The organism is Kineococcus arenarius subsp. arenarius (assembly GCF_050871845.1).
In the GTDB taxonomy this organism is placed as follows: domain Bacteria; phylum Actinomycetota; class Actinomycetes; order Actinomycetales; family Kineococcaceae; genus Kineococcus.
The window spans coordinates 1-22,539 of record NZ_JBJLSE010000022.1 but is presented as its reverse complement, the minus strand read 5'-3'; the positions used below and the strand labels follow the sequence as shown (position 1 = coordinate 22,539).

21 protein-coding genes, 1 pseudogene and 1 riboswitch are annotated in these 22,539 nt (G+C 77.0%); of the genes and pseudogenes, 5 read left to right on the top strand and 17 right to left on the bottom strand.

The annotated features are described in order from the left end of the window. Positions 1-101: 101 nt before the first annotated feature. Positions 102-749 carry a TIGR03085 family metal-binding protein gene (locus tag ACRYM0_RS07955; protein WP_432503809.1) on the top strand — a complete coding sequence of 216 codons (648 nt, stop codon included), beginning with the start codon at positions 102-104 and terminating at the stop codon, positions 747-749. A 43-nt stretch (positions 750-792) separates the two neighbouring features. Here the strand turns inward: ACRYM0_RS07955 and hisF are convergent, their stop codons facing one another. Further along, positions 793-1,566 carry an imidazole glycerol phosphate synthase subunit HisF gene (gene hisF, locus ACRYM0_RS07950; RefSeq protein WP_432503807.1) on the bottom strand — a complete coding sequence of 258 codons (774 nt, stop codon included), beginning with the start codon at positions 1,564-1,566 and terminating at the stop codon, positions 793-795. A gap of 86 nt (positions 1,567-1,652) precedes the next feature. Here hisF and ACRYM0_RS07945 point away from each other — a divergent pair, with 86 nt between their 5' ends. After that, a complete protein-coding gene (locus ACRYM0_RS07945; protein ID WP_432503804.1) occupies positions 1,653-2,942 on the top strand; it encodes a GNAT family N-acetyltransferase in 1,290 nt (429 codons plus the stop codon). Positions 2,943-2,984: 42 nt separating this feature from the next. After that, positions 2,985-3,623 (top strand): nucleoside/nucleotide kinase family protein, encoded by a 639-nt coding sequence (locus ACRYM0_RS07940; protein ID WP_432503802.1) that lies wholly within the window; start codon positions 2,985-2,987, stop codon positions 3,621-3,623. Positions 3,624-3,671: 48 nt separating this feature from the next. Here the strand turns inward: ACRYM0_RS07940 and ACRYM0_RS07935 are convergent, their stop codons facing one another. The 13 genes and pseudogenes from ACRYM0_RS07935 to def form a co-directional block, all read right to left on the bottom strand. Further along, the gene (locus tag ACRYM0_RS07935; protein ID WP_432503800.1) at positions 3,672-4,157 is read right to left on the bottom strand and encodes a PH domain-containing protein; all 486 of its coding nucleotides are present in this window, start codon (positions 4,155-4,157) and stop codon (positions 3,672-3,674) included. Next, on the bottom strand, positions 4,154-4,999 hold the full coding sequence (gene hisG, locus ACRYM0_RS07930) for an ATP phosphoribosyltransferase (protein WP_432503843.1): 846 nt from the start codon (positions 4,997-4,999) through the stop codon (positions 4,154-4,156). The genes ACRYM0_RS07935 and hisG overlap by 4 nt, the downstream gene beginning before the upstream one ends. A 53-nt stretch (positions 5,000-5,052) precedes the next feature. Next, positions 5,053-5,316, bottom strand: coding sequence for a phosphoribosyl-ATP diphosphatase (locus tag ACRYM0_RS07925; RefSeq protein ID WP_432503798.1), 264 nt, complete (start codon positions 5,314-5,316; stop codon positions 5,053-5,055). An 84-nt stretch (positions 5,317-5,400) separates the two neighbouring features. Then, positions 5,401-5,880, bottom strand: coding sequence for a 6,7-dimethyl-8-ribityllumazine synthase (gene ribH / locus ACRYM0_RS07920; protein ID WP_432503796.1), 480 nt, complete (start codon positions 5,878-5,880; stop codon positions 5,401-5,403). Between the two features lie 29 nt (positions 5,881-5,909). Next, positions 5,910-6,524 (bottom strand): annotated as a pseudogene (gene ribB, locus ACRYM0_RS07915) (3,4-dihydroxy-2-butanone-4-phosphate synthase); the annotation flags it as partial. Between the two features lie 23 nt (positions 6,525-6,547). Further along, a complete protein-coding gene (locus ACRYM0_RS07910) occupies positions 6,548-7,189 on the bottom strand; it encodes a riboflavin synthase (protein WP_432503794.1) in 642 nt (213 codons plus the stop codon). Beyond that, positions 7,170-8,261: a bifunctional diaminohydroxyphosphoribosylaminopyrimidine deaminase/5-amino-6-(5-phosphoribosylamino)uracil reductase RibD gene (gene ribD, locus ACRYM0_RS07905; RefSeq protein ID WP_432503841.1), complete on the bottom strand. Its 1,092-nt coding sequence runs from the start codon at positions 8,259-8,261 to the stop codon at positions 7,170-7,172. Before ribD ends, ACRYM0_RS07910 begins: the two co-directional genes overlap by 20 nt. A gap of 212 nt (positions 8,262-8,473) precedes the next feature. After that, a riboswitch (FMN riboswitch) is annotated at positions 8,474-8,602 on the bottom strand. Positions 8,603-8,724: 122 nt separating this feature from the next. Continuing rightward, positions 8,725-9,390 carry a ribulose-phosphate 3-epimerase gene (rpe, locus tag ACRYM0_RS07900; RefSeq protein WP_432503792.1) on the bottom strand — a complete coding sequence of 222 codons (666 nt, stop codon included), beginning with the start codon at positions 9,388-9,390 and terminating at the stop codon, positions 8,725-8,727. Between the two features lie 65 nt (positions 9,391-9,455). Next, on the bottom strand, positions 9,456-11,762 hold the full coding sequence (gene treS, locus ACRYM0_RS07895; protein WP_432503790.1) for a maltose alpha-D-glucosyltransferase: 2,307 nt from the start codon (positions 11,760-11,762) through the stop codon (positions 9,456-9,458). Between the two features lie 95 nt (positions 11,763-11,857). Continuing rightward, the gene (locus ACRYM0_RS07890) at positions 11,858-12,901 is read right to left on the bottom strand and encodes an alpha-hydroxy acid oxidase (protein ID WP_432503787.1); all 1,044 of its coding nucleotides are present in this window, start codon (positions 12,899-12,901) and stop codon (positions 11,858-11,860) included. A gap of 77 nt (positions 12,902-12,978) precedes the next feature. Further along, positions 12,979-14,565 carry an RsmB/NOP family class I SAM-dependent RNA methyltransferase gene (locus ACRYM0_RS07885; RefSeq protein WP_432503785.1) on the bottom strand — a complete coding sequence of 529 codons (1,587 nt, stop codon included), beginning with the start codon at positions 14,563-14,565 and terminating at the stop codon, positions 12,979-12,981. Beyond that, positions 14,562-15,491: a methionyl-tRNA formyltransferase gene (gene fmt / locus ACRYM0_RS07880; protein WP_432503783.1), complete on the bottom strand. Its 930-nt coding sequence runs from the start codon at positions 15,489-15,491 to the stop codon at positions 14,562-14,564. Before fmt ends, ACRYM0_RS07885 begins: the two co-directional genes overlap by 4 nt. Further along, positions 15,491-16,036 carry a peptide deformylase gene (def, locus tag ACRYM0_RS07875; protein WP_432503781.1) on the bottom strand — a complete coding sequence of 182 codons (546 nt, stop codon included), beginning with the start codon at positions 16,034-16,036 and terminating at the stop codon, positions 15,491-15,493. The genes fmt and def overlap by 1 nt, the downstream gene beginning before the upstream one ends. 174 nt (positions 16,037-16,210) lie before the next feature. On the opposite strand from def, the gene ACRYM0_RS07870 reads away from it, so the two are divergent. Further along, a complete protein-coding gene (locus tag ACRYM0_RS07870) occupies positions 16,211-17,647 on the top strand; it encodes a DUF2079 domain-containing protein (protein WP_432503779.1) in 1,437 nt (478 codons plus the stop codon). Between the two features lie 16 nt (positions 17,648-17,663). On the opposite strand, the gene ACRYM0_RS07865 is transcribed toward ACRYM0_RS07870, so the two are convergent. Beyond that, entirely contained in the window at positions 17,664-20,165 is a 2,502-nt protein-coding gene (locus ACRYM0_RS07865; protein WP_432503777.1) for a rhamnogalacturonan lyase, read from the bottom strand. Positions 20,166-20,477: 312 nt separating this feature from the next. Here ACRYM0_RS07865 and ACRYM0_RS07860 point away from each other — a divergent pair, with 312 nt between their 5' ends. Beyond that, positions 20,478-21,395, top strand: a complete 918-nt coding sequence (locus ACRYM0_RS07860) for a hypothetical protein (RefSeq protein ID WP_432503775.1) — start codon at positions 20,478-20,480, stop codon at positions 21,393-21,395. Positions 21,396-21,415: 20 nt separating this feature from the next. Here the strand turns inward: ACRYM0_RS07860 and ACRYM0_RS07855 are convergent, their stop codons facing one another. Beyond that, on the bottom strand, positions 21,416-22,090 hold the full coding sequence (locus ACRYM0_RS07855) for a glutaminase (protein ID WP_432503773.1): 675 nt from the start codon (positions 22,088-22,090) through the stop codon (positions 21,416-21,418). A gap of 131 nt (positions 22,091-22,221) precedes the next feature. Next, positions 22,222-22,350 (bottom strand): hypothetical protein, encoded by a 129-nt coding sequence (locus ACRYM0_RS07850; RefSeq protein WP_432503770.1) that lies wholly within the window; start codon positions 22,348-22,350, stop codon positions 22,222-22,224. Positions 22,351-22,539: the final 189 nt, after the last annotated feature.

Here is a 22,539-nt window from a genome sequence, read left to right as displayed (position 1 = left end):
GCGGGTCCGGTGGGGGCGGCGCCGCGGGGGCTGGTGGGTGCGGGGGTGGTCTCGGCGGGCACGGGCCCCATCGTCGCACCGGCCTGTGCGAGCATCGCGCCGTGCCCGGACCCGATGCCGCCCGAGAACGCGACGGACTGTGCGACGACGCGCTGCGCGCCGGCCCGCGAGCGCCCACGCTGTGCGAGGGGTGGGCGGTGCGGGACCTGCTGGTGCACCTGGCGGTGCGCGACGGGCGCCCGGACGTGCTGGCCGGGCACGCGCTGGGGCGGGCGGTGCCGGCGCTGGGGGCGCACGCCGAGCGGGTGCAGGGTCGCTGGCGGGAGGAGCCGTTCGAGGCGCTGGTGCAGCGGGTGCGCTCGGGGCCGCCGGCGGTGAGCCCGGCGCGGTGGCGGCCGGTGGCGGCGGCGGTGAACTCGCTGGAGTTCTTCGTGCACCGCGAGGACGTGCGGCGCGCGCAGGAGGGGTGGCAGCCGCGGTCGCTGGGCCGGGAGGAGTCCGAGGGGCTGTGGCGGTCGGTGCGGCTGGTGGGCCGCGCGGCGTACCGGCGCTCGCCGGTGGGCGTGGTGCTGGTGGTGCCGCGGGGTCCGCGGGCGGTGGTGCGCGGCGGCGCGGTCTCGGTGGCGGTGCGCGGTGAGCCGCAGGAGCTGCTGCTGCACGCGTTCGGGCGCCGCTCGCGGGCGCTGGTGGAGGTGGACGGCGGCCCCGAGGCGGTGCGCGCCTTCGAGGCGGCGTTCCCCGCGGGCTGAGGCGGTTCCCGCCGCGGGCCCGCGCCGGGCCCGCGGCGAGGGCTCAGCGCACGGGGGCGCCGGCGGTGCGCAGGGCGTCCTTGACCTGGCCGATGGTCAGCTGCTGGAAGTGGAAGACGCTGGCGGCCAGGACGGCGTCGGCGCCGGCGGCCACGGCGGGGGCGAAGTGCTCCACGGCGCCGGCGCCGCCGCTGGCGATGAGGGGGACGCTGACGCGGGCGCGCACGGCGGTGAGCATCTGCAGGTCGAAGCCGGCGCCGGTGCCGTCGGCGTCCATGGAGTTCAGCAGGACCTCCCCGGCGCCGAGCTCGGCGGCGCGCACGGCCCAGTCCACGGCGTCCAGGCCGGTGCCGCGGCGACCGCCGTGGGTGGTGACCTCGTACCCGGAGGGGGTGGCCGGTTCGCCGGGGCGGGTGCGGCGGGCGTCGACGGAGAGCACCAGGACCTGCGAGCCGAAGCGCTCGGCGATCTCGGTGATGAGCTCGGGGCGGGCGATGGCGGCGGTGTTGACGCCGACCTTGTCGGCGCCGGCGCGCAGGAGGCGCTCGACGTCGGTGACCGAGCGCACGCCGCCGCCGACGGTCAGGGGGATGAAGACCTGCTCGGCGGTGCGGGCGACGACCTCGTAGGTGGTCTCCCGGGAGGCGGAGGAGGCGGTGACGTCCAGGAAAGTGAGTTCGTCGGCGCCCTCGGCGTCGTAGCGGCGGGCGAGCTCGACGGGGTCGCCGGCGTCGCGCAGGTCGGCGAAGTTGACGCCCTTGACCACGCGGCCGGCGTCGACGTCGAGGCAGGGGATCACACGCACGGCGACGCTCACGGCAGGAGGGTAGTGGGCGCGCGGCGCTGCCCGGTCGCGCCCGGGCGGGGAGAGGGCCGGGGCGGTGCGCCGGTAGCGTCGCTCGGGTGACGAGCCTGGACGCCGGTGCCCTGCCGCTGCAGCAGGTCGACCCCGCCGACGTCGAGGCGGTGGCGGCCTGGCGGCAGGTGCCGCGCGTGGCGTTCTTGGAGCCGGCCCCGGCACCGCAGGACGAGGAGCGCTGGGCGCGCGAGGCCGCGGAGCGGGTGGCCGGGCAACGACTGTCGGGGGTCGTGGACGCGGGCCGGTGGGTGGCGACGTACCGCTCGTTCGACGCGCAGCTGACCCTGCCGGGCGCGGGTCCGGTGCCGGTGAACGCGGTCTCGTCGGTGAGCGTGCTGCCCACGCACCGGCGCCGCGGGCTGCTGCGCCGGATGATCGACGCGGACCTGCGGCGGGCGCGCGAGCAGGGCCACGCGCTGGCGGCGCTGATCGCGGCCGAGGCGCCGATCTACGGGCGCTTCGGGTTCGGGGCGGCCACGGCGTCGGTGAGCCTGTCGGTGGACGCGCGCTCGTGCCGCTTCCGCCCGGACGCCCCGCGCGGGTCCGGGCGCCTGGAGCTGGTGCCGGCGTCGGTCGCGTGGCCGGAGCTGGCGGTGGTGCACGACGCGTCGCGGCGGGCGCGGCCGGGCGGGCTGGCGCGCGAGGAGACGTGGTGGCGGCAGTGGACGCGCCCGGGCGGGTCGCGGGCGCTGGGGCCGAGCGCGCACGTGGTGCTGCACCGCGACGCGGCGGGGGTGGCGGACGGGTACGCGGTGTACGAGGTCGTCGAGGAGTGGGCCGGGCGGGTCTCGCGCTGCTCGGCGCGGGTGCTGGACCTGCACGCGGCCGACGCCGGCGCCTACCGGGACCTGTGGGAGTTCGTGCTCTCGCTGGACTGGGTGCGCACGGTCACCGCGAAGGACCGCCCGGTGGACGAGCTGCTGCCGCTGCTGCTGGAGGACCCGCGGGCGGTGCAGCGCGGTGCGGTGGACGACTTCCTGTGGGTGCGGCCGCTGGACGTGGTCGGGGCGCTGGCGGCGCGGCGCTACCTGGGCGGCGGCACGCTGGTGCTGCGGGTGGTGGATCCGCAGGGGGCGGCGGGGGCGACGGCGCTGCTGCACGTGGACGCGCAGCGCTGCGGGCAGGACGGGTGGACGTGCGCGGAGGTGACCGCGACGACCCGCGAGCCGGACGTGGTGCTGGGTGCGGCGGAACTGGGGGCGCTGCTGCTGGGCGGCACCTCGGCGCTCGCGCTGGCGCGCGCGGGGCGGGTGGCGGGCTCGGCGGAGGCGGTGCGGCGGCTGCACTCGATGCTGACCACCGAGCAGGAGCCGTGGTGCCCGACGTGGTTCTAGGTGCCCGGCGTGGTCCCAGCGGTGCCTGGCGTGGTCCCAGCGGTGCCCGGCTCGCCTGAGGTGCCCGCGGGCGGGGCGCTGGACGCCGGGGCGGTGCTGGAGCTGCTGGCCGCCCGGGCGGCGGGGCCGGCTCCGGGGCCGGCTCCGGGGGCGGGGCCGCGGGTGGTGGCGGTGGACGGGCGTTCGGGCAGCGGCAAGACGCACCTGGCGCAGCTGCTGGGGGCGCGGCTGGCGGCGCCGGTGCTGCACCTGGACGAGCTCTACCCGGGGTGGGACGGGCTGGAGGCGGGGGTGCGGCTGCTGGAGCGGGAGGTCCTGGTGCCGCTGCGGCAGGGGCGGGCGGCGAGCCCGCCGCGCTGGGACTGGGCCGCCGGGCGCCCCGGTGCGCGCGTTCCGGTGCCGGTGGCGCCGGTGCTGGTCGTGGAGGGGGTGGGGGCCGGGTGCACGCGGGTGCGCCCGCAGCTGCTGGTGTGGGTGGGCGCCGGCGAACGGGTGCGCCGGCGGCGGGCGCTACAGCGCGACGGGGAGGTGTTCGCACCGCACTGGCACCGCTGGGCGGCGCAGGAGCGGGCGCTGTTCGCCCGGTGCGACGCGCGCGCCGCGGCGGACGTGGTGCTCAGCAGCGACCCGCCGGGCGGGTCCGCCGCCCCCGGGCTCCGCTGGCGCGTCCTGCGCGGCTGAGGGGCACCGGGCGAGTCGAGGGGCGGCGGTGGGCGCGGGGGCGGCGCGTCAGTCCCGCAGGGCGTGCGGGGCGCGCCGGCGCACCAGGCGGGCCAGGCGCTGCGCTTCGGCGCGGGCGTGCTCGCCGTCGGCGCGCTGCACGGCCATGACGGCCAGCTCCTCGCCGTCACCGGTGTCCAGGACCAGCCACGGGTCGTCGCGCCCGAAGCGCACGCCGGTCACCTCGTCCCAGCGCACCCGGTGGGTCAGCACGACGTTGCGCACCACCAGCGCCTCCTCGGTGGGCACCGCGCGCACCGAGACCACCCGCACGATCCCGCCGCACAGCAGGAGCCCGAAGACGGCGGTGAGCGCGGAGTCGGCCACGGTCCAGTCCGTGCTCTCCGCCAGCGACAGACCCACGGCCATGCCGACCAGGACCACGGCCAGCCCGGCGGCCACGGCCAGGCCCACCGGGCGGGCCCGGCGCGGGCGGAACGGGGCGTCCTCGGGCGCGGTGCCGCCGCGGCGCTGCCGGGAGGTGGGCTCGTTCACAGGCGGCAGGCGTGGATGCTGGTGACGAGGATGGCGCGCGCGCCCACGTCGTACAGCTCGTCCATGACGCGGTTGGTCGCCGAGCGCTCCACCATGGCGCGCACCGCGACCCAGCCGGAGCGGGCCAGCGGGGAGACGGTGGGCGACTCCAGGCCGGGGGTGACGGTGATGGCGCGCTCGACGAGGTCCTGCGGGCAGTCGTAGTCCACCATCACGTACTGGCGGGCGACCAGGACGCCCTGCAGGCGGCGCACGAGGACGTCGACGGCCGGGTCGGCCTGGGCGCCGCGCGAGCGCACCAGGACCGCTTCGGAGCGCATGACGGGTTCGCCGAAGACCTCCAGGCCGGCGGCGCGCAGCGTGGTGCCGGTCTCCACGACGTCGGCGATCACGTCGGCGATGCCCAGGGCCACGGCGGTCTCCACGGCCCCGTCCAGGTGGACGACGTCGGCGGACACGCCGTGTTCGGCCAGGTGGTCGCCGACCAGGCCGGAGTAGCTGGTGGCGATGCGCCGGCCCTGCAGGTCGGCCACGGAGGAGGCGGCGCCGGGGCGCCCGGCGAAGCGGAAGGTGCTGCGCGCGAAGCCGAGCTGCAGGACCTCGTCGGCGGGGGCGCGGGAGTCCAGCAGCAGGTCGCGGCCGGTGATGCCGACGTCCAGGGTGCCCGAGCCGACGTACAGGGCGATGTCGCGCGGGCGCAGGAAGACGAACTGGGCGTTGTTCTCGGGGTCGTCCAGCAGGAGTTCCTTGGCCTCGCGGCGCTGGTTGTAGCCGGCCTCGCGCAGCATCGCGCTGGCGGCCTCGGACAGCGACCCCTTGTTGGGGACGGCGATGCGCAGCACGGACTTCCTCTCGGGGACGCTCACGGGGGACTCGGGGGACCTCGGAGGTGTGCTCAGAGGTGGGCGTAGACGTCGTCGAGGGTGAGACCGCGGGCGATCATCAGCACCTGCAGGTGGTACAGCAGCTGGGAGACCTCCTCGGCGGTGCGCTCGGCGGACTCGTGCTCGGCCGCCATCCACACCTCGGCCGCCTCCTCGACGACCTTCTTGCCGATGGCGTGCACGCCGGCGTCCAGCTCCACCACGGTGCCGGAGCCCGCCGGGCGGGTGCGGGCCTTGTCCGTCAGCTCGGCGAACAGGCCGTCGAAGGTCTTCACGTGGCGGGAGTCTAGGCGGTGCGCTGCAGCGCACCGGTGCGGGTCCGGCCCCCGCGCGGGCGGCGGGGACCGGACCGGCGCGCCTCAGCGCAGGCGGGCGACCTCGCGCAGCGCCACGACCGTCTCCAGCGCGGCCAGGACGGCTTCGCGGCCCTTGTCCTCGCCCGAGCCGCGCAGGCCGGCGCGGTGCAGGGCCTGGGCCTCGTTGTCGACGGTGAGCACGCCGAAGCCGACGGGCACGCCGGTGCTCACGGCCACCTGCGTCAGCCCCGCGGTGGCGGCGTCGCACACGTACTCGAAGTGCGGGGTGCCGCCGCGGATGACGACGCCGAGGGCCACGACGGCGTCGTGGCCGGTGCGGGCCAGGCGGGCGGCGGCCACGGGCAGCTCGAAGGCCCCGGGCACGCGGACCTCGGTGACCTCGTCGACCCCGGAGTCGGCCAGGGCGCGGCGGGCGCCGGCCAGCAGCCCGTCCATGACCTCGGCGTGCCAGCGGGCGGCGACCACGGCCACCTTCAGGCCGCTGCCGTCCACCTCGATCTCGGGGCTGCCGTCTCCGCTCACGCTGTTCCTCCTGGGGTGTGCTGTTCCTGCGGGGTGGGGGGTTCCTGCGGGGTGCCCGCGCGCAGGTGCGCGCGCAGGTCGGCGATGGTCAGCACCGGCAGCTCGTGCCGCCGGGCCAGCTCGGTGATCTGCTCCCAGCGCGACATCGAGCCGTCGTCCTCGACGAGCTCGGCGATGACGGCCACCGGCGGCAGGCCCGCCAGCCGGCACAGGTCCACGGCGGCCTCGGTGTGCCCGGGGCGCTCCAGCACCCCGCCGGGGCGTGCGCGCAGCGGGAAGACGTGCCCGGGGCGCACCAGGTCGCCCGGGACGGCGGCGGGGTCGGCCAGCACGCGCGCGGTGCGGGCGCGGTCGGCGGCGGAGATGCCGGTGGTGATCCCGGCGGCGGCGTCGCAGCTGACGGTGTAGTCGGTGCGCAGGGAGTCCTCGTTGCGCTCGACCATGCGCGGCAGCGCCAGCGCCTCGGCGCGCTCGGCGGGCATGGGCGCGCACAGCATCCCGGAGGTGTGCCGCACGGTCCAGCCGATCCACTCGTCGGTGGCCAGCGCCGCGGACAGGACCGCGTCGCCCTCGTTCTCCCGGTCGGCGTCGTCGGTGACCAGGACGGGCCGGCCGGCGCGCAGCGCCTCCAGCGCGGCGCTCACGGCGCTGGTGACGCTCGTGCTGCTCACCTGCGCTCCCCCGCCGCGCTCGCGCGGGCGGCCAGGCCGGCGGTGATGCGCTCGACGTACTTGGCCAGCACGTCGACCTCCAGGTTCACCGCACCGCCCACCGCGCGCGCCCCCAGGGTGGTCAGCTGCAGCGTGGTGGGGATCAAGGAGACCTCGAACCACGGGTCCGGGTCGTCCACGGCGCTGACGGCGGAGACGGTCAGCGAGGTGCCGTCGACGGTGATCGAGCCCTTCTCCACCACGTAGCGGGCCAGCTCCTCGCCGATGCCGATGCGCACCACCTCCCACGCCTCGCCGGGGGTGCGCGAGCGCACGGTGCCGGTGCCGTCCACGTGGCCCTGCACGACGTGGCCGCCGAAGCGGGAGGAGGCGGCCATGGCGCGCTCGAGGTTGACGCGCCGGCCGGGGGCGACGTCGCGCAGGGAGCTGCGCGCGAGGGTCTCGGCCATGACGTCGACGGTGAACACGGCCGGCTCGGGCTGGTCCACGACCGTCAGGCACACCCCGTCCACGGCGATGGACGCGCCGTGCACGGCGTCGGACGTGACCAGCGGGCCGCGCACGCTCAGCCGTGCGGAGTCGGCGCCGCGCTCCACGGCGACGACCTCGCCGACCTCCTCAACGATCCCGGTGAACACGGGCGACCTCCTCGACGACGGGCGGGTGGGACGGATCGGGGGCGCGCTCGACGGCGCGGCGGGCGCGGGGGCGGGCGGTGACGCGCACGTCCTCGCCCACGCGCACCACGGCCTCCGGCCCGGGGGCCAGGTCCAGGCGCAGGGCGTCGGCGATGCCGCCCACGCCCAGGTCGGCCACGGCGGCCGGGCCGGCGCCCAGCAGCGCCGGGGCCAGGTAGGCCACGACCTCGTCGACCAGGCCGGCGCGGGCGAAGGCGGCCGCCAGCGCCGGGCCGCCCTCGAGCAGGACGGTGCGCACCTCCCGGGCGGCGAGGACGGCGAGGACGGCGTGCGGGTCGCGGGTGCGCACGTGCACCAGCTCGGCGCGCCCGTCGCGCAGGCGCGCGCCGGCGGGCAGCTCGCGCAGGCCGGCGACCACGCGCAGCGGCTGCGGGCCGCCGCCCTCCCCGGTGCCGTCGGCGGCGCGCACGGTCAAGGCGGGGTCGTCGGCCAGGGCGGTGCCGGTGCCGACCAGGACGGCGTCGTGCCCGGCGCGCAGACGGTGCACGTCCGCGCGGGCGGGTGCGGAGGTGATCCAGCGGCTGGTGCCGTCGGCGGCGGCCGAGCGCCCGTCGAGGGTGGCGGCGAACTTCCACGTCACCCAGGGGCGCCCGCGCGCCACGGCTGCGGCCCAGCGTTCGTTCAGGGCGTGCGCGGCCTCGGCGAGCAGGCCGACCTCGACGTCCACGCCGGCGCGGCGCAGCAGGTCCGCTCCCCCGGCGGCGGTGGGGTTGGGGTCGGTGTCGGCGATGACGACGCGGGCGACGCCGGCGGCGAGCAGGGCCTGCGCGCAGGGGCCGGTGCGCCCGGTGTGCGTGCACGGCTCGAGGGTGACCACGGCGGTGCAGCCGGCCGCGCCGGCGCCGCGGGCGGCGAGCTCGGCCAGGGCGGCGGCCTCGGCGTGCGCGGTGCCGGCGCCGCGGTGGTGGCCCTCGGCCAGGACGTGCCCGTCGGGGGTCAGCAGGACGCACCCGACGCGGGGGTTGGGGCCGGTGGCCGGGCCGCGCGCGGCCAGCTGCAGGGCGCGGCGCATGGCGGCGGCCTCGGCCGCGCGCCGGTCCCCGGGCTGCGCCGGGTGCTGCGTGTGGGGCACCGCGTTCCTCGCTCTCGCGCCGTCGGGCGCTCCGAGGGGGGTGCGGAGGCCGCCGGTGGTGCGTGAGCGCACCACCGGCCCGGGCCGTGCGGGCGCACCGGCGCGGCGCGCGGCGGCGGAGCCACCGGCGCGCGCAGGGGCGAGCGCACGACCCGCGTGCCGCCTCCCGTCCGGACTCTCACCGTCGGTCCCGGGGTTGCACCGGGTCGGCCCGCCACCGAGGTGGGGGCTCGCGGACTGTCACCGCCGGTTCGGACTTGCACCGACCCCGGAGCACGCGTGTCGTTCGGTCCTGCTGGTCCTGCTTCTGGTCTCGCTGGTGCGGCGTGCCCCGTGCGGGGCAGCCGGTCGCGTCAGTGTGCCACGCGCACGGTGCGGGCAGCGCCGCCGGTGCGCGCAGGGGTCAGGGCGCGCAGGCGGCCGTGGCCAGGCGCCGCAGCTCCTCCACGGCGCCGGCGGCGTCCTCGGCGCCGTAGACGGCCGAGCCGGCGACGAAGACGTCGGCGCCGGCCTCGGCGGCGCGCTCGATGGTGGAGGTGGACACGCCGCCGTCGACCTGCAGGCGCACGTCCAGGCCGGAGGCGCCGATGGCGGCGCGGGCGCGGCGGATCTTCGGCAGCGTCACGTCCAGGAAGGACTGCCCGCCGAAGCCGGGTTCGACGGTCATCACCAGCAGCATGTCGAACTCGCCGAGCAGGTCCACGAACGGCTCCAGCGGGGTGGCCGGGCGCAGCGCCAGGCCCGCGCGCGCCCCGGCGGCGCGCAGCTCGCGGGCCAGGCGCACCGGGGCGGTGGCGGCCTCGGCGTGGAAGGTGACGCCCTGGGCGCCGGCCTCGGCGTAGGCCGGCGCCCAGCGGTCGGGCGCCTCGATCATCAGGTGGCAGTCCAGCGGGACGGGCGAGACCTTGCGCAGCGCCTCGACGACCGGCAGGCCCAGGGTCAGGTTGGGCACGAAGTGCCCGTCCATGACGTCCACGTGGGCGGCGTCGGCGGTGGAGATGCGCTCCAGCTCCGCGGCCAGGTTGGCGAAGTCGGCGGACAGGATGCTGGGGTTGACCTGGATCGTCACGGCGCGACCCTAGCGGCGCCCGCGCGGTGCGGCCGGTGCGGCCGGGGCGCGGGCGCCGGTGGGTCTCAGGAGCCTTCGGGCCGGCCGAGGGTCTGGCCGTGCACGGCGGCGTCCTGCTCGCCGGGGGCGGTGAGCACCAGGAACAGCCCCGCGTAGGGGCCCAGCCACACCCCGAAGCTGCGCAGGTCGTCCACCCAGCCGATCTCCCCGCCGGTGGCGGCGTCGACGACGGCGTGGCGCGGTTCGAGGGCGTCGGAGCGCACCGTGCCCTCGATGGTCTCGCCGGTGAAGTTCAGCACCGTGACCTGCACGGGCGCGTCGGTGCGGGTCGGGTCGCCGTCGTCGAGGCGGTGGACCATGACGAGCATGCCGGGGTGCGCCACGGGCGGGACGTCGATCTGGGTGGCGGCGGCGATGCCGTGCTTGGCGCGCACGGACAGCACCCCGCGCAGCCCGGCCACGAAGGACGTCTCGGAGGTCAGCTGCTCGGGCAGGGAGCCGTACAGCGCGCGCCCGCGCGGCATGCCGGAGGCGGAGGCGGCCGCCTCGGGGGCGACGTCCATGAGGTCGTGGGCGCCGCGGTGCACCCAGCGGGTGTCGCCGCCCTCGATCAGGTCGCGGACCTGCCCGGCCGGCACCGGCAGGGTGCCGGTGAGGTCCCAGCCGGACAGGGCGAACACGCCCGGCTGCCAGGCGTTGAACATCGCCAGCAGCAGGTGGGCGCGGCGGATGCCCTCCACGTGCTCGTCGTCGACGTCGTCCAGGGTGCGCAGGCCCTGCGTGGCGGCGATGACGGACGCGGTGGTGCAGGCGATGCCGTTGGTGGTGAAGACGTGGTTGTAGTCGGCGGCCTCGCCGGTCAGGTGGGCCAGCAGGTCCGCGCGGACCGTCTCGGCCAGTTCCGCCCCCGTGGTCTCGCGGCCGCGGAAGGGGTAGGTGTCCTGGCTGTGCAGCGTGGCCCAGTGCACCAGCTCGTACGTCAGCTCGTCGTGGTTCTGCAGGGCGTGCACCAGGCTGACGGGTTCCACGCCGGTTTCCAGGGACGTGCGCAGCGTCAGGCGCAGGAACTCGGTGTCGCCGGTGGCCAGGGCGTGGTGGTAGGCGGGGCGGTTGACGAAGTCGTAGGACAGGTCCGCGCCGACGCGGCCGGTGTCGCGGATGTCCTCCATCGTCAGGTTCAGCTCCTGGAAGGTGAACCCGCCGACCTTGCGCACGGTGCCGGCGATGACGTGGTTGGCGGCGTGCGAGAGGGGGTGGCCCTCCGACCACGCCGGCAGGCCCTCGGCGGACTTCTCCACGCCCAGGAACCCGTTGGCGTCCAGGCGCAGCGCGCTGCTGCCCAGGTCGCCCAGGGAGTGCAGGGCGTCGCCGATGACCAGGCGCATCCCGGCGAAGGTGGGGTCCAGCCAGTTGATGGAGGGCTGGCCCTGCTTGAAGTAGTGCAGGTACACCCAGCGGCGCACCTTGCCGTCCACACCGGTGACCGGGGCGGTGGCCGACCAGTTGGTCTCCTTCACGCCCGGCGCGTAGAAGATGACGCGCTGCAGGGCGCCGATGATGTAGCCGTGCTCGGCCAGCTCGTGCTCGGCCCGGGCGTCGAGGTTGACGGCGTCGGCGCCGGCGGGCACCTCGGGCAGCAGGTGCCAGTCCTCCTCGGGGATCTCCACCATGTGGTAGATGCCCGGGTACTCGCGGTAGGCCATCTCCGCGAGGCGGAAGTCGGCGCCCTTGCCGGTGTGACCGGGCACGATGTCGTCGATGACGCTGCCGCCGTGGCGCTCGGCGACCTCGCACACCGCCCGGAACTCCTCCTCGGTGCCGAACAGCGGGTCGATGTGGGTGCTGATGCGGTCGAAGTGCCCGTCGACGCTGGGGGTCTCGTTCCACCCCGTCAGCCCACCGGCGCGCTTGACGGGGCCTGTGTGGACCGCGTCGATGCCGATGTCCTGGAACGCGCGCCACAGCTCGTCGCTGCCCAGGGAGGCCAGGAAGGACTCCCCCGGCCTGGTGATCAGGGAGATGGGGTAGGCGGTGAACCACACCGAGGCGGTGGCCAGGGCGCGCCGCGCGTCCGGGCGCGCGTAGGGGTTGCGCCACATCGCCGGCTGCCCCGACAGCTGCCGCGAGAGCACGTCGGCGTCGGCGAGCATCGACTGCCCCACCAGCCACTGCACGTAGGCGGGGTTGGAGCCGTCGGCGGCGCGCGGGTCGGCGATGCGGCGCGAGGCGCCCGGTCCGCCGCGCAGCTGCGCGCGCGCCCGCAGCCGCTGCGGGCGCGCGGGGTAGCGCTGCTCGTCGTAGGTGATCTCCACGACCTCGTGGTCGGTGTCGTGGTCGGCGTCCTGCGCGGGGGCGTCGGGTTCGAGCGGCACGGGTCTTCCTCCTGCTGGTGCGGTCGGGGTCCCACGCTGCTGGCACCGGGCGCTGCGCGCACCTCGAGCGCGTCCCGGCGTGGCGCGCGCCGAGCTCAGGGGTGCGCGACGTCCGCGGCTCGCAGCTGCGCGACGTCGCCCACGCCCACCTGGCGCAGCGTGGTGACCAGGTCGGCGCGCAGCCGCTCCAGCACGGCGGCCACGCCGTCCTGCCCGTCGGCGGCCAGCCCCCACAGCACCGGCCGGCCCACGTGCACGGCGCGCGCGCCCATCGCCAGGGCCGCCACGACGTGCGAGCCCTCGCGCACGCCGGAGTCGACGTGCACCTCGACCTGGTCGCCGACCTCGGCGACGACCTCGGGCAGGGCGCGGGCGCTGGTGATCGAGGTGCCCAGGCGCCGGCCGCCGTGGGTGGAGACGATCACGGCGTCGGCGCCGGCGTCCACGCAGCGGCGCGCGTCGCGGGCGGTCAGCACGCCCTTGACGGCCACCGGCAGGTCGGAGACCTCCCGCAGCCAGCCGATGACGTCGGGGTTCAGGTCCTCCGCGGTGCGCAGCGCGTGCGGGCCCGCGGCCGCGCGCTCGGCGTCGGTGAGGTTGACCACGCGGGCCTTGCGGTACGTGTCGGGCCACTCGGTGGGCTCCACCCCGGGCAGTGCGGGCGCCAGGGCGGTGGTGTCCACGGTCAGCACCAGGGCCGAGGCCCCGGCGGCGGCGGCGCGCTCGACGAGCAGCTGCGTCAGGGCGCGGTCCTGCATGACGTAGACCTGGTACCACCAGGGCGCACCGGTGGCGGTGACGTCGGCGAAGGCGACACCGGTGTTGGTGGAGACCCCCAGCAGGGTGCCGGCGGCGGCGACGGCGCGCCCGGTGAGCACCTCCCCCTCGGGGCGGGCGGCCACCTGCTGCGCCATCGGGGCCACGAGCACGGGCATGGACACCGCGGTGCCCAGCACGGTGGTGGCGGTGTTCACGCGGCTGGTGTCGCGCAGCACGCTGGGCCGCAGCCGCAGCGCCTCCCACGCCGCCAGGCCCTCGCGCTGGCACTGCCCGTGCCCGGCGGCGGTGGCGAAGTACTCCGCGACGTAGTCGGGCAGTTGCTCGTCGGCGCGGCGGTGGACGTCCTCGACCCAGGTCACCGGGCCATCCTGCCCGCCGCACCCCGCGCGCGGGCCCGCGGCGCGCGCACCGCCGCTCGACCCGTGCGGCGGCGCGCTCAGGACGTGCGGCGCAGCAGCGCCACGTGCATGGCGTCGGTGCCGTGGGTGTGCGGCCACAGCTGCACCGCGGTGCCGGCCGCGGCGTGCTCGATGCCGGGGGCCACGCGGGCCAGCACCGCCGGGGTGTCCAGCCGCTCCAGGACCACCCCGCGCCTGGCGGCGGCCTTGACCGCGTCGTCGACGACCAGGCGGGTCTCGGCCAGCACCGGCGAGCAGGTGGCGTAGGCCACCACCCCGCCGGGGCGCAGCGCGTCGACCGCCGAGCCCAGCAGGGCGCGCTGCAGCGGGCCGAGGGTGCCCAGGTCGGCCGGGGTGCGCCGCCAGCGCGCCTCCGGCCGGCGGCGCAGCGCCCCCAGGCCGGTGCAGGGCGCGTCGACCAGGACGCGGTCGTAGGTGCCGGGCTCGTCGGCGCCGACCTCGCGCCCGTCGCCCACGCGCACCTCGACGGCTCCGCCCGGGCCCTGCGGCAGCGCGGACAGCGCCTGGCGCACCAGCTGCGCGCGGTGCGGGGCGACCTCCACGGCCGTCAGGTGCGCGCCGCGCTGCACGGCGGTGGCGGCCAGCTGGGCTGCCTTGCCGCCGGGGCCGGCGCACAGGTCCAGCCAGCGCTCGTCGCGCCCGTCGACGTCGGCGGCGGCCAGCACGTGCGCGACCAGCTGGCTGCCCTCGTCCTGCACGCGGGCGCGGCCGGCGCGCACGGCGGGCACCAGGCCGGGGTCGCCGCGCTCGAGCAGCACCGCGGTCGGCGAGAAGCGCCCCGGGCGCACCGTCAGGGCGCGGTCGTCGCTGAGCAGCTCCTGCGGGGTGGCCAGGCCGGGCAGGACGGTCAGGGCCACCGCGGCCGGGGCGTTGTCCGCGGCCAGCAGCTCACCCAGCTCGGCGGCGTCGTGGCCGTGGGCGCGCAGCGCCTCGCGCAGGGAACGCACCACCCACTGCGGGTGCGAGGTGCGCACCGCCAGGCCCTCGTCGGTGTCCGCCGGGGGCGCGGCCTGCTCGAGCCACTCGTCCAGCTCGCGGCCCACGGCGCTGCGCAGCACGGCGTTGACCAGACCGGCCGGGCCGGCACCGAGCTCGGCGCGGGCCAGGGCCACGGTGGTGGCCACCGCGGCGTGGTCGGGCACCCGCATGGCCAGCAGCTGGTGCGCGCCCATGCGCAGCGCGTCCAGCACCCCGGGGTCCAGGTCGGTGAAGGGGCGGTCCACGACGGTGGCCAGCAGCGCGTCGTAGGTGCCGCGCCCGCGCAGCACCCCGTAGGCCAGCTCGGTGGCGAAGGCGGCGTCGCGCCCGCCCAGGCGGCGCTGGCGCAGCAGCTGCGGCAGGACCAGGTTGGCGTAGGCGTCTTCCTCGTCGACCGCGCGCAGCACGGCGAAGGCCACGCGGCGGGCCTCGTCGACGCGGGTGTAGCGGTCGGGCTTGACCCCGCGCCGGGGGGTCTGCTCGCCGCTGCCACCGGCGCGGGCGGGGCCGCGAGCGCCGCGCGGGTCCGGGCCCTGCCCGCCGCGCTGCCCGCCGCCCTGCCCGCCGCCCTGCCCGCCGCGCTGGGCGGGTCGTCGCGATGCCGGTCGGTCGGCTCCGGGGGTCACTGCAGCTCCTCGTCCTCGGGCCGCGCGCCGCGGGCCCAGTCCAGCGCGGGCATGGCCCGCTTGCCGGCCGGCTGGACGTGCCCCAGCTCGACCGCTCCGGCGCCGGTGCCCACCAGGACCCGGCGCTTGCCCACCGCGACGCGGCCCGGTGCGGGCGCCTGCTCGTCCCCGGGCGGCAGGGGCAGCACGGGGGCCAGCTTCAGGCGCTCGCCGCGGAAGGTGGTCCACGCGCCCGGGTCGGGGGTGCAGGCGCGCACGTGCCGGTCCACGGCGGCGGCGGGGGCGTTCCAGTCCACGCGCGCCTCCTCCACGGTGATCTTCGGGGCGAGGCTGACGCCGTCGGCCGGTTGCGGCACCGCGTGCGCGGTGCCGGCCTGCATCGCGTCGAGCACGTCGAGCAGCAGCTGCGCGCCGCTGCGCGCCAGGCGGGTCAGCAGGTCGCCGGCGGTGTCGCGCTGCCCGACCGGTTCGGTCAGGCAGCCGTAGACCGGGCCGGTGTCCAGGCCCTGCTCGAGCTGGAAGACGCACGCGCCGGTGACGTCGTCGCCGGCCATGAGGGCGCGCTGGACGGGGGCGGCGCCGCGCCAGGCGGGCAGCAGGGAGAAGTGCAGGTTCACCCAGCCCAGGCGGGGCACGCCGAGCGCGGCGGGCGGCACCAGGGCGCCGTAGGCGATCACGGGGCAGGCGTCGGGGGCCATCTCGGCCAGCTGCGCCAGGAACGCCGGGTCGCGCGGGGTGGGCGGTTGCAGCACCGGCAGGCCGGCGTCGCGGGCGCGGGTGGCCACGGGTGAGGCGGCGGCGCGCCGGCCGCGCCCGGCGCGCGCGTCGGGGCGGGTGACGACGGCGGCGACCTCGTGGGTGGAGGCCAGCAGCGCCTCCAGGGAGGGCAGGGCGACGTCGGGGGTGCCGGCCACGACCAGGCGCACTAGCGGGCCTGCCCGAAGGTGGCGTGGGGGGAGACCTTGACCCGGGGGGTGCCCTGGCCGAGCCACTCGGCTTCACGCACGGCCTTCAGGGCGAGCTTGCGCTGGGCCTTGTCGAGGCGGTCGATGAACAGCACCCCGTCGAGGTGGTCGGTCTCGTGCTGGATGGCGCGGGCCTTGAACTCCGAGCCGGTGACGGTGATGGGCTCGCCGTGCTGGTCGAAGCCCTTGGCGACCACGTGCAGGGAGCGGCGGGTGTCGGCGACGATGCCGGGGAAGGACAGGCAGCCCTCGTCGCCGTCCTGGCACTCCTCGGACAGGTCCAGGACGGGGTTGACGAGGTGGCCCAGCTCGCCGTCGGCGTGGTAGGTGAACACGCGCAGGCCCACGCCCAGCTGGGGGGCGGCCAGCCCGGCGCCGGGGGCGGCGAGCATGGTGTCCTCCAGGTCCTTGACGAGCTTGCGCAGCTCCTTGTCGAAGGTGGTGACCTCCTCGGCGCGCTGGCGCAGGACCGGGTCGCCGAACAGGCGGATCGGCTGGACTGCCACGGGGCTCCTCGCGGGCTGGGGCTGGGTGGGTGTGCTGGGGTGCCGGCCGGCGCTGCGGGCGCGGGCGGCACCAGGAGTCTAGGTGCCGGCGGGGGTGGGCCCGGGCGGGCCGTGGTGGGGCCGGGGTGGGGCCGTGGTCGGCCGCGCGTCGCGGCGGCGGCATCATCGACGGCGATGACCGCGCTGCGCAGCCCCCTGCCCGTCCCCCGCGCCCCGGTCCCGCGGCCGCTCACCGGTGCCGGTGGGGTCCTGGTGGTGCTGGCCGGGGCGTTGTCGGCGCTGCTGTGCGCGAGCATCGGGCTGGGGCACTTCCACCGCGGGGACGCCACGAACTACGACCTGGGCATCTTCAGCCAGTCGGCGGCCTCGTGGGCGCGCCTGCAGCTGCCGACCTCCTCGGTGCTGGGCGGCACGCCGCTGCTGGGTGACCACTTCTCCCCCGCCACGGCGGTGTTCGGGCCGGTGTGGGCGCTCTGGCCGGACCCGCGGGCGCTGGTGCTGGCGCAGGCGCTGCTGCTGGGGCTGGGCACGGCGCTGGTGGCGCGCTGCGCGGTGCGGCACCTGCCGCGGCCGGCCGCGGCGGCGGTGGCGGTGGGCACGGCGCTGGCGCACGGGGCACTGGCGGCGGCGCGCTTCGACGTGCACGAGGTGTGCCTGGCCGTGCCGCTGCTGGCGCTGTGCGCCACCGCGCTGCTGGAGGGCCGGCACGGCGCGGCGGCGCTGTGGTCGCTGCCGCTGCTGCTGGTCAAGGAGGACATGGGCGCCACCGTGGCGGTGGTGGCGGTGCTGCTGTGGTTGCGCGGGCGGCGCCGGCTGGGCCTGGCAGTGGCTGCGGCGGCGGCGGTCGGGGTGGTGGTGGCGTTCGCGACGATGCTGGTGGTGGACCCCGCGCACGACCTGAGCCGGCTGGCCGCGTTCGGGGGCAGCGCGCGCACCGCGGTCGCGCCGGATCCGGTGCCGGCCGGTGAGGCGCTGCGCGCGCGGGCGGTGCTGGTGCTCACCACCGTGGTGGGGGCCGGGGTGCTGTGGGTGGCGTCGCCGGTGGCGCTGCTGGCGGTGCCGACGCTGGCGTGGCGGCTGGTCTCGGTGACGCCGTCGTACTGGTCGCCGGGGCTGCACTACGGGGCGGTGCTGGTGCCGGTGGCCGCGGTGGCGCTGGTGGACGTGCTGCGCCGGGTGCGCGCTCGCCGGCCGCGGGCGGTGGTGCCCCTGGCGGTGCTGGCGGCGGCGGCGAGCGCGGCCACGACGGCGTGGGTGCTGCCGGTGGGGTCGCTGTCGGTGCCGTGGCAGGCGTCGACCTGGCGGGCGGGCCCGTACGTGCAGCAGGTGCGTGCGGCGACCGCGGCCCTGCCGGCCGGTTCGCGGTTGGCGGCGGACAACACCTCCGGCCCGTACCTGCTGGGCGAGGCCGGCGGTGGGCACGACGTGGTGGGTTGGTCGGTGGACGCCCCGCTGGAGCGGCTGCCGGACGTGGTGGTCCTGGACGCCTCGCGCGCGTCCACGGGTGTCTCGCGCGCGGGGAAGCTGGCGTGGCTGGCGGAGGTGGCCGCGCTGCCGGGGGTGCGGGTGCAGCGCACCGGCGACACGGTCGTGGTGCACCTGCCGGGCTGAGGGCTGCGCCCGGCGCTCAGCCCAGCGCGGTGAGCGCGGAGGTGGCGGTGTACCGCAGGACCCGCTGCGCGTGCTCATCGACCCGGCTGCTGCCCGGGGGTTGCTCGAGCCGGTCCAGGAAGCGGTGCAACTCGCGCCCGGCCTGGTCCGTGCGGCCGCGCTCGAGGTGGCGCTGCGCGTTGCGGGCGTGCGCGCGCAGGATCTTCACCACCGGTCCGGTGACCTCGCCGGCGGTGGACAGCTGCGCCAGGCGGTTGCCGAGCACCGCCGGGGTGGGGGCGAGCACGTCCGGTGCGGGCACCTGCGTGAAGTCGGTGTCGGAGGCGAGGTAGAAGCCGGGGTGGGTCGGCTGGTCGTAGCCGGTCTGCTGCCGGGCGACCTCGTCGCGGTACTGCGCGTCGTGCAGCAGGGTGCGCACCGCGCGGTCGCTCACCTCGGTGCTGAGGAAGATCCGCAGCGCCGTGCTGTCGGTGGTGCGCAGCACCAGTTCCTCGCGCCAGTCGCCGAGGACGTCGGCGACCAGGGCCGGGTTGCCCTTGGTGCCGTTGTTCGTGCGGGTGCCGGTCGCGGTGAGCAGGACCCCGCGGTCGCGGTCGACCACGACGGGGGTGGCGTCGCCGGAGCCCTCGACGATCTGGGTGGTGCCGTCGGCGGCCCAGCGGATCGACTGGTTGGTCCCGGGCGTGGTGGGGGCGATCTGTTCGCCCCGGGCGCTGAGCAGGCCGGAACCGTCCGTGCCGTTCGGCATGGAGGCCCACACCTCGATGCCGCGGGTGGCGGGGTCGCGCAGCGCGTTGCCGTACGGGGCCGAGGTGCCGCCCTCGTGGACGGTGAAGATCTCCAGGCCCGGGCGGTCGGGGTCGATGTCGGTGACGTGCAGGGCGTCGCCGTGGCCGAGCCTGGCGTTCGCACCGGGGTCCGCCGAGCCCTCGGGCAGCGTGTCGAAGGAGGAGTACAGCAGGGAGCCGTCGTCGTCGATTGTGGCGGAGCCGTAGACGATCTCGTGCCGGCCGTCGCCGTCGACGTCGGCAGCGCTGAGGGAGTGGAAACCCTGCGTGGTGAGGGTCCCGTACACCGGGTCGGTGCCGTCGCGCCCGTGCGGGCTGTCGTCGAAGGGGTTGGTCATGGGGGTGAAACCGCTGCCGACGGACCAGCGCCGCCTCAGCCGCTCACCGTCCCAGTCGTAGGCGACCAGGGCGGTGCGCGTGTAGTAGCCGCGGGCGAAGACCGCCGAGGGGTGCTCGCCGTCGAGGTGGGCGACGCCGGCGAGGAACCGGTCGACGCGGTTGCCCGGTTCGATGCGGGACATGGCGTAGTCGCCCCACATCAGCCCGCCGTCGGTGCGGCCGGGTTCGTACGCGACGGTCTGCAGCTCATCGCCGGTGCCGGCGTCGAAGACGGTGAGGTACTCGGGGCCGGTGAGGACGAAACCCTCGAAGGCCCGCAGCGCGTTGCGGGAGGAGCGGGCGGGTGCGTAGACGTCGATGAAGTGGTCGGCCAGCGCGGCGGCGTCGGCCTGCGAGAGGGGGTACGAGTAGCGGGGTTCGAGGCCCAGGGCCTGCTCGACCGTGGCCGGCCAGCGCCCGGCGACGACCTCGGGGTGGGCGTGCCAGCCGCGCAGCACCCCGATGAGGTGCTCGCGGTAGCCGGCGGCGCTGAGCCGGTAGTCGTCGGCGTGGGTCACGCCCGCCGCCACGTCCTGCGGCAGCAGCGTGATCGGCCGGGTGCCGGCCGCCTCCCCGTGGATGTAGCGGGTGCTGGAGGTGCCCGGGGCGGTCTTGAGCATCAGCTCCGCGCGGCCGTCGCCGTCGAAGTCCTGCACCAGGAACTGGGTGTAGTGGGCGCCGGCGCGGATGTTCACGCCGAGGTCGAAACGGGCCAGGAGGGTGCCGTCCAGCTCGTACGTGTCGAGGTACGTGGTCCCGGTGTAGCCGACCTGGGAGACGTCCTTGGAGTTCGAGGGGTCCCACTTCACGACGAGCTCCAGCTGCCCGTCGCCGTCGACGTCCGCGGCGCTGACGTCGTTGGCGGAGTAGGTGTACGCCTCCCCCGCCGGGGTGGTTCCGTCGGCCGGCTTGCGCAGCGCCACGTCCAGGGACGCCCCGCCCCAGGGGGTCGCCTCCCCCACCGGGCCGGCCTCGCGGCCGTCGACGACGGGCACCACGCGGTAGCGCGAGCTCGCGCCGCCGGCGGTGTCCAGCCAGTTCGTGCTGCCGGTGACGGTCGTCGCGAGCGCACCGTCGCGGTAGACCCGGAACGCGGGGCCGGTGTCGCCCTGCGCCGTGGCGCCGGTGACCTCGTGGCCCAGCAGCCGCCACGACAGGAACACGCCGCGCTCGGTGGCGGCCGCGACCAGGCCGCGGTCGAGCCACTCGAGCTGGACGCCGGTGCTGGCGCCCGCGTGCTGCGGTGCGGGGTTCGCGCCGGCGGTGCCGGTGGCCGAACCCAGCAGCAGCGCGGCGCCGACGCCGCCGCACAGGAGCGCCCGGCCGGTGCTCGCACGTGGGAGAAGCCTCATCGCCCGTCCTTCGTCCGTGGGTGGGCCCGGTCCACGCGACGCCGTCGTCGCGAAACGGTTCAGCGGCGTACGGCCCTCCCGGTGCGATCGACCGTACGAGGCCGCGAACCGTCCTGGCAAGCGCTTGCCCGAGCGGTGCGGGGCTCGGGGAGTGCTGCATCACTGACCACGGACGGTGATCACTTCCTCGCCGTGCGCGGGTGGGCCGGGGCGATCGTGCCCGCGCGACTGCCCGGCTACAGCTACCGCACGGGCTCGCTCGACGCCGCGCCGGCGGGACGCGTCCTGGCCGTCCACCAGTAGGGCCTGGGCGTGGAGTTCATGGACGTCCCGCAAGCCCTCGTGCTGGGGGCGGACGGCGCCAGCGCCCGCCGCCTGAGCACCGCGATGGAGCGCGGTGCCCCCGACACCCAGGGCGATGCGGCGCCGATGTCGCTGTCCCCGGACGGTTCCACCGTCGCGGTCGGCGACTGGGACGCCGGCGCTCCCACCAGCGTGGTGGGAACCGGTGCACCCGAGCCGGCCGACGTCGCCCTGGTCGATGCCGCCACCGGCGACGTGCGCACCCTCCCGCTCCCCGACGCGAGCGCCGCGCTGCCCCTGGCGTGGTCGCCGGACTCGCGGCGCCTGGCGTACCTGTCCCCCACCGGCCCGGCGCACCCCTTCGGCGGCCCCGGCCACTCCGGGCAGCTCCTCGTGCTCGACGTGGCCAGCGGGCGCACCGAGCCGGTGCCGGGAGCCGGGGAGGCGATCTCCGCGGCCTTCTCCCCCGACGGGCGACTGCTGGCCGTGCAGCGCGACGGGGAGGTGGCCTTCCTCGCCGCCTCCGAGGAGGAGGCCGCCACGGTGCCCGCGCCGGTGGCAGGCGACGCGCTGCTGGCGTGGCGCTCGTCCGGCGAGGTGCTGGTGCAGGACGTGGGCGCCAGCAGCAGCGCCACGGACGTGGACTTCACCGTCTCGAGCGTGGACCTGGGCACCGGTGCCGCACGACCGTTCACTCGGGTGCCCACCGGCAGCGGGGACTACGCGGTCGTCGACTTCGAGCTGGCCACCGGGCTCACCCAGCGCGCCGAGCACGTCCTCGCGGTGCCGCGCGCCGACCGTGGACAGCCGCCGCTGCTGCTGCACGCCACCGGGGTCCTGCTCGCAGCCGGGGCCGGGGCCCTGGTGGCGCACCGCCTGACGCGGCGGCGGGTGCGGCGGCGCGCGCCGATCGGCGCCCCTGCGTGAGCGTTCCCGACCCCCGGCCCTCAGAGCGCGCGCGAGCCGAAGACGTGCAGGCCGAGGTCGGCGCTGAGCTCCTCGCAGGCGATGCGCCCACGCACGCTGGTGCCCTGCTCGTCCAGGGGTGGGCTGATCACGGTGGCCATGATCGACACGACGTCGCGCGCCACCTCGGGCGGCACCACCTGCTCCCCGGGGACCGGGTTGCGGCCCCCCGACGCCGACGTCGCGCCCCTGACGGCCAGCACGCGCGCATCGACCAGCACCGCGCAGGCACGGGCGTGGACCGCGACGGCGTCGTCGGCACCGACGCGCAAGGTCCCCTCGGCGCGCATGAGGTGCGCCAGGGCGTGGTTGCGATCGCCCAGCAGGTGCTCGCTGTCGGCGATGTCGACGTCGAGGTCGCGGGCGGCGAACGCCGACAGCCCTCGCACGATGCGCTCCAGCGCCCGCCCCCGGGTGTCGAGCAGCGCCAGCGCGAAGAGGAACGGCTTGACGGCCGACTGCACGCTGACGGCCACGTCGGCCTGCGCGCCGGTTCGCACGGTGCCGTCGGACAGCACCGGCGCGAGCGCGCACAGCTCGGCGTCGGCCGCCGCGAGCTGCGGGGTGCTGTCGTCGCGCCGTCCGCCACGCTCGACGCGCACGCGCTCGCGCAGGTCGTCGAGGTCGTGGTGGCGGGCATCGGCGGTGCGGTTCACGGGCACGTGCTCTCAGGGCCCCCGTCATCGAAGAGGCAGCCGCACGCGGGGGCAGTCGCACGCACGGGAGCGACGTCGGAACCGCTGCGCGCTTTCCACCGCCGGTGATCGCACCAGCAGCGTGCGGGGAACTACTGGCGCCGACGCGCCCACGCGCTGGTCGCCGTGATGGCCGAGGCGAGCAGCACTCCAGCACCCGCACCGAGGAGGTAGCTGTGCAGCAGGTGCCCCAGGCCCACACCCAGGACAGCCATCGCCACCAGGAAGACCATGAAGCTGATCGCGCCCTGCAACGCGCTGGCCGGCGGCTTGGAACCGGTCTGTGAAGCGTCACGGCTTTTCTGCCGTCTTCAAACGGGTCGCGGCTCCGGTTGGGCCGCGATGATCGCAGCGTAGTGGGCGGCCTCGGCTTCGGCGGGCGGGATGTAGCCCAGGCTGGAGTGCAGGCG

Excerpts from the sequence above, each read along its gene's own strand:
- ribD (WP_432503841.1), bottom strand. The coding sequence starts at position 8,261 with ATGCGCCGCGCCCTGCAGCTGGCCGCGCGCGGCCCGGCCACCGGCCCC.
- ACRYM0_RS07870 (WP_432503779.1), top strand. The coding sequence starts at position 16,211 with ATGACCGCGCTGCGCAGCCCCCTGCCCGTCCCCCGCGCCCCGGTCCCG.
- ACRYM0_RS07865 (WP_432503777.1), bottom strand. The coding sequence starts at position 20,165 with ATGAGGCTTCTCCCACGTGCGAGCACCGGCCGGGCGCTCCTGTGCGGC.